2 protein-coding genes are annotated in these 4,830 nt (G+C 43.9%); both read right to left on the reverse strand.

Annotation, left to right across the window (positions count from 1 at the left end; genetic code table 11):
* Window positions 1–231 precede the first annotated feature (231 nt).
* Entirely contained in the window at window positions 232–3,531 is a 3,300-nt protein-coding gene (locus tag AC5V8P_RS23450) for a DUF5704 domain-containing protein (protein WP_064795755.1), read from the reverse strand.
* 5 nt (window positions 3,532–3,536) lie between these two features.
* Window positions 3,537–4,484: a copper amine oxidase N-terminal domain-containing protein gene (locus AC5V8P_RS23455; protein ID WP_064795754.1), complete on the reverse strand. Its 948-nt coding sequence runs from the start codon at window positions 4,482–4,484 to the stop codon at window positions 3,537–3,539.
* Window positions 4,485–4,830: the final 346 nt, after the last annotated feature.

A 4,830-nucleotide genomic window follows, 5' to 3' on the forward strand; every position in this document is an offset into this window, starting at 1 on the left:
TATCGTCTTTTCATACGAAAAGTTTACCATTATTGATACTCGAATCATAGTTTTATAGTTTGAAGACACGCTCTAGTGCGAAGTGGCTTCAATTATCCGCTCACATTGCAACTGCACCAGTAATATCGGTAAAAAAGCTGAACACTGATCGAACGCTCTGACAAGAGCTTGTCAAGCTTGTACACATCGGCAGAGATAAGTTTAAGTTACCCTTAATTTGTGTACCCCAAATTAGTGAGAGACAAATGAACTAAAATCGTCCCGACTCGACTGGTCTGCATGATAAAACATGACATCTCCGTCCTGTAAATGAAAGGCGTGTCCGTACGGGTCTTTTATCTCTCTGCGATAGCCCTCTAGTTGCCATTGGTTCAGTAGTGAACCATTAATATATTGCAAATGTGGATGCTCGGTGTCCCCCTGACGGAGTGACTCCAAATTAAAACGAACGACAATAAAGCCCGTCTTCTTGAATATATCTGTATGCTCATTTAGCTCCTGCCTACAGCTTTCACTACGTAAATCCGTCTCTTTGGTGACGGCATACACATCGGCAGGCAGACTATATTCGCCGTACCAGCGCTGAATCGCCGCATTCGCACGATCGGCATCAACCCCATTCGGCAGGTCTGTCTTGGGACCGATCAAGGTACGTACAGCCGCAGGTAGCATCAGCCAGTCATAGCGTCCAATCCAGGTCTTGCTGCGTGTAATACGCTGGGCATACAGCGTTATATAACGTTCCAGCGTTAATTGACTCCGCTCTGCCTCACTCAGTTCATGTTGATAGCGGTAGGCTGCTGTATCCTGCATTTCCTCCATAGGGACATTGCGTAACCTTTCATTCAAAATAACATATCGCTTCTCCCGATCCTCCGCTGATCCCAGACGGATAAATTTTCGGCTACCGGAATGAGTATACAGATCCACCTCTTCCCGCTGTCGCCCATCTTTGCTCACCCAATAAAATGACGGGGTGATGCGAATTCCATCCTCGGCGCTGAACATATTTCCCTTGGTTTTGAGATCAAACTTGAAATGATAGCCTGTCTTGACCGCCACATTTGCGTAACCTTCATGTGGGTGACTACCTGGGCGAATGGGTAATGTGAAGGGCTCGGGGTTTCCTCTTGGCAGCCCGTCAATATTGCCAAGTCCTGTCCAATAGGACAAGCCGGTATGCACGGGACTTCCTTTTCGCTGCCGAAACACCCGCTCCCAATGGTAATCTGCAATATCCGTGATATGAAAATCATATATTCGTCCGATGACCTCAATATTCACCACATCATTGGCAACATGATGGGCAATATCCTTGTTGGCACGGCGCTGTTCGGTGAATCCATCTGGTGCATTTTCGGCAATGGTGCGGAACTCGACTGTATAATTACCTTCATCGACCCATACGGGCAAATAAAAGTCAGTGTCTAGTTGCAGCACCGGAATGTCGATCCAAGTATCTCGCGGATAAAAATGCGTCTTCCCTTTGTTGTACACATCGAACGGAAAGCGCACCTGCTTGGTCCGTACGTATTTGGCATACTCCCGATCACCGTAGCCGGGAATATTCAAATGCGGACCTGCTGTCGAAATCGTTACCTGGAAAGGACGCTCCAAAATAAGCGCAGATCGCCCCTTCGTAGGTCGAGTTTTCTGATTATGAGCAGCATCATCCGATACACTAGACAGATTCACTACGGGAGTATGGACAGTCACCGTGTTGATTCCCTGGATCGGAAAAGTTTTATCCGCCCCTCCGTTGATATTCCCTTTAAGAACAGCGTAAGTGATGTCACCGCTACTGGGCGTATTGGATTTATTAGTCTTGTGCTTATCAATCACATGATCCGGACTGTACAGCACATCCGGCCCAATTGCTCCGGAAGAGGGAATAACACCCGGTTTAGGGCCATTTACCTTAACGCGCACCGGATTCATAATGGTCTTGTTCTCAAAGGTCAGAGTATCGTTTTCCACCTCTATTTCCTTAACAGCTCCCTCTGCCTTGGATTTCAGCTCACTGCGGTCATCGGGTACACTCGGCTTGCTGCTGCCGCCGTTTTTGCTACGACTGCCGCCATCCACTGTACCTGGTGCAGGAGGAGGATAAAAGTTGCCCTTAGTCGCTGCAATATAGGATGGGGGTGTATAGGATTGCGGACGCAGGGTGATGGCTTCATTGGGTAACGCATAGTTTCGGAGCGCAGCCTCCTTGATGCCATATACCTCCAAATTGTCTATCTTCCAATAGGAGTATGGACGGACGATTTGGTAAGTATAAGTTCGCTTCACTGTCTCATTCCGCCGAGATTTTTTCTTAGGCCGCCAGCTCAACCGGTACTCCCGTTTTACATTCACCGTATATGTACACTGGCCCGTCATGTTCACAAATTTATGTTGAAAAAGGTATCTCTTGGCTTGCACATGACCGTACAGGCTTTCAGAGGTAGGAATACCTTTAGATACATCAAATCGTTCCCGACCACGCTGGTCCGCTTTGATCACGGCAGATACTGACGGGTCGAGTTCAACAGTTTCCAAGCGCAACCCAGGGACTGGACGAGAGCAGACAACATCTTTCGTTGGCTGTTCATTATCCTGACAATCTGAAGGTGCTCCTTCTTGGCTTTCTCCAGGCTTCGGACAGGCCTGAGCTTCTTTGTAATATAAATAAGCAGTAAACTGCTCAAAAGAACCGTCATAGGTAAACCCAGGTACAATCCCCGGCAAAATATCTCCACTGGGCGGTTTACCTGTCGTGCTTTTCTTGTACCCCACATACTCATATTTAGGGTTGGTTGGCGGGGTAAAATCATATGGTTGATCAGGTTTTAACTCGTCCTCAAATGGTGTAAATACATTGTTAAGTGAATTTCCATCAGTTGTAAAATGCTTGACGATGAGTGCGCTCTCCAGTTCAATTTTGAAAAGGATGGGCTGATAGATGCGCCAGGCCTCAACTTCTTTGGCACAGGTAGGGCAGGATTCATCTTTAATATTTAAAGGTTCTTCCGCATCTAGAAGAATATTTATCGTTACAGGGATAACTGTAGTGTCGGTGCCAATACCTTGTTTTTGAAAGGGACGAATTTCATTACTTGTTTTGCCACTATTGCTGGTTGCATCGCCACTGATAGCTCTTCGATAGTCTTCATAGTTATCGGATCTTGATTTTGAAAAATAATTTTTATAGTCAAGCTTCTCTTTATTTTTTAAAGGTTCATATAAACTTGCTTCGACACTTTTAATTTTGCGACCTGGAAACTGAAAATTATACGTGAAGGTAGCCTCCCCATACATATGCTTATTCGGTTGTTTTTTTTGTGTTACCCATTCCCCAGCAGTGTTCTTCCACATATCAAAGTACATCATCCCAACAAAGTAACGATTGTTCTTATCTGGAAAATAAGAGAGTGGCGTAACTTCTGTATTTGCTGCCACCATGTTAGTAGGAAAAGAGAATGGTGGGAACTGAAAAAATAGCAGTATCCCCACCAATAATGCAATCAGAAGCTGTTTGGTCTTCTTCATACAATTTAATTTCCTCCCCATGAATTAACCATCAACGGAATATATTTATCTGACCAGCCATCGAACCCAATATATTTAATATTATTTAATTTGAATAATTTATAATCTTCAACTTTATCAAACAACTCATCTCTTGAAGAATAAATGGGGTAATACAACATTTTTGTTCCATCCCCATTGTTACTAGTTAGATTGGGAACAGGATAGCGATATCTGATTTCATTATTGTTTGTAATATAAAAAATAGCACCTGCCGAAGAAGTAGTTTTAACTCTCATTTTCATATATAATGTGCCTTTATCGTTGGTGTACGGCTCAATGGAATATAAATCACGAAGAAGCTTCACTGGTAAGTCAGATGATTTAAAAATGAGTGCCTTACTGTATTTTTCACCATTTGTATTTTCTAAAAGGTAAGATTTTGTTGTAAAAGCCTTTTTATACGGCTCAATACTCACCGCCTGATGCCCTGTATCCTCCAGTGCAGCGATTTCCTTCTTCCCAATCCAAACCCAGCGGCTGACTTTATCCCACTCCACCGTCTGTCCCAAACCCTCACTTACTAACCGCAGCGGCACGAAAGTGCGGTTTTGCTTCAAAATAATTTTCGTCTCGTATGTTTTGGTCTGCCCATCCACAGTAGCGGTGTTTTTCCCCACTGTCATGTTAACGGCATGTGCATCATTTTTAATCGACACGGCTAACTGGCCGCCTGCTTTCTCCCAGTTCACCTTAGCTCCCAATGCCTCGGATACAAACCGGATTGGAACCATGACATAGTCATTACCATCCTGAAAAGGTTTAGCGTCTGGGAACTGTATTTTTTTCGCATTTAATAAGACTTCAATTGGTTTGGAATTGCTGCCTGTCGCCTCCGCTGTTGGTATTGTACTTGCCGCGCCCCATAGCAACGTGACTGCGGTCAAACTCAGCATCCATTTTTTCATACTCATCTCTCTCGATCCCCTTTGTCTTCTTCAACTTTAAAGCTATGTATATCATCTCTAATCTCATAAACTTATCGCATCCCCACTTTCGGAAAATACTGGATACAACTTATTTATTATAGGGTTTACCAATTACAAAATCTATAAGAAATGCTTCTAATATAAAGCATTCCAAAAATATAGACTCTTGAGCCCCCCTCCCCTTAAATCATAAAGCTGACTCCTTAAAAAAATTATATTTCCCGCAAAATCACAACAAAAAAGGGCTGCCTCTCCCTTAGAAGGAAGAAACAGCCCGTGTGCTTCACGCGCAAAAACTATGAATATATCAGTTCATACCCTATAAATTGTT

This window comes from Paenibacillus sp. N119s (genome assembly GCF_059447605.1).

Excerpts from the sequence above, each read along its gene's own strand:
- AC5V8P_RS23450 (WP_064795755.1), bottom strand. The coding sequence starts at position 3,531 with ATGAAGAAGACCAAACAGCTTCTGATTGCATTATTGGTGGGGATACTG.
- AC5V8P_RS23455 (WP_064795754.1), bottom strand. The coding sequence starts at position 4,484 with ATGAGTATGAAAAAATGGATGCTGAGTTTGACCGCAGTCACGTTGCTA.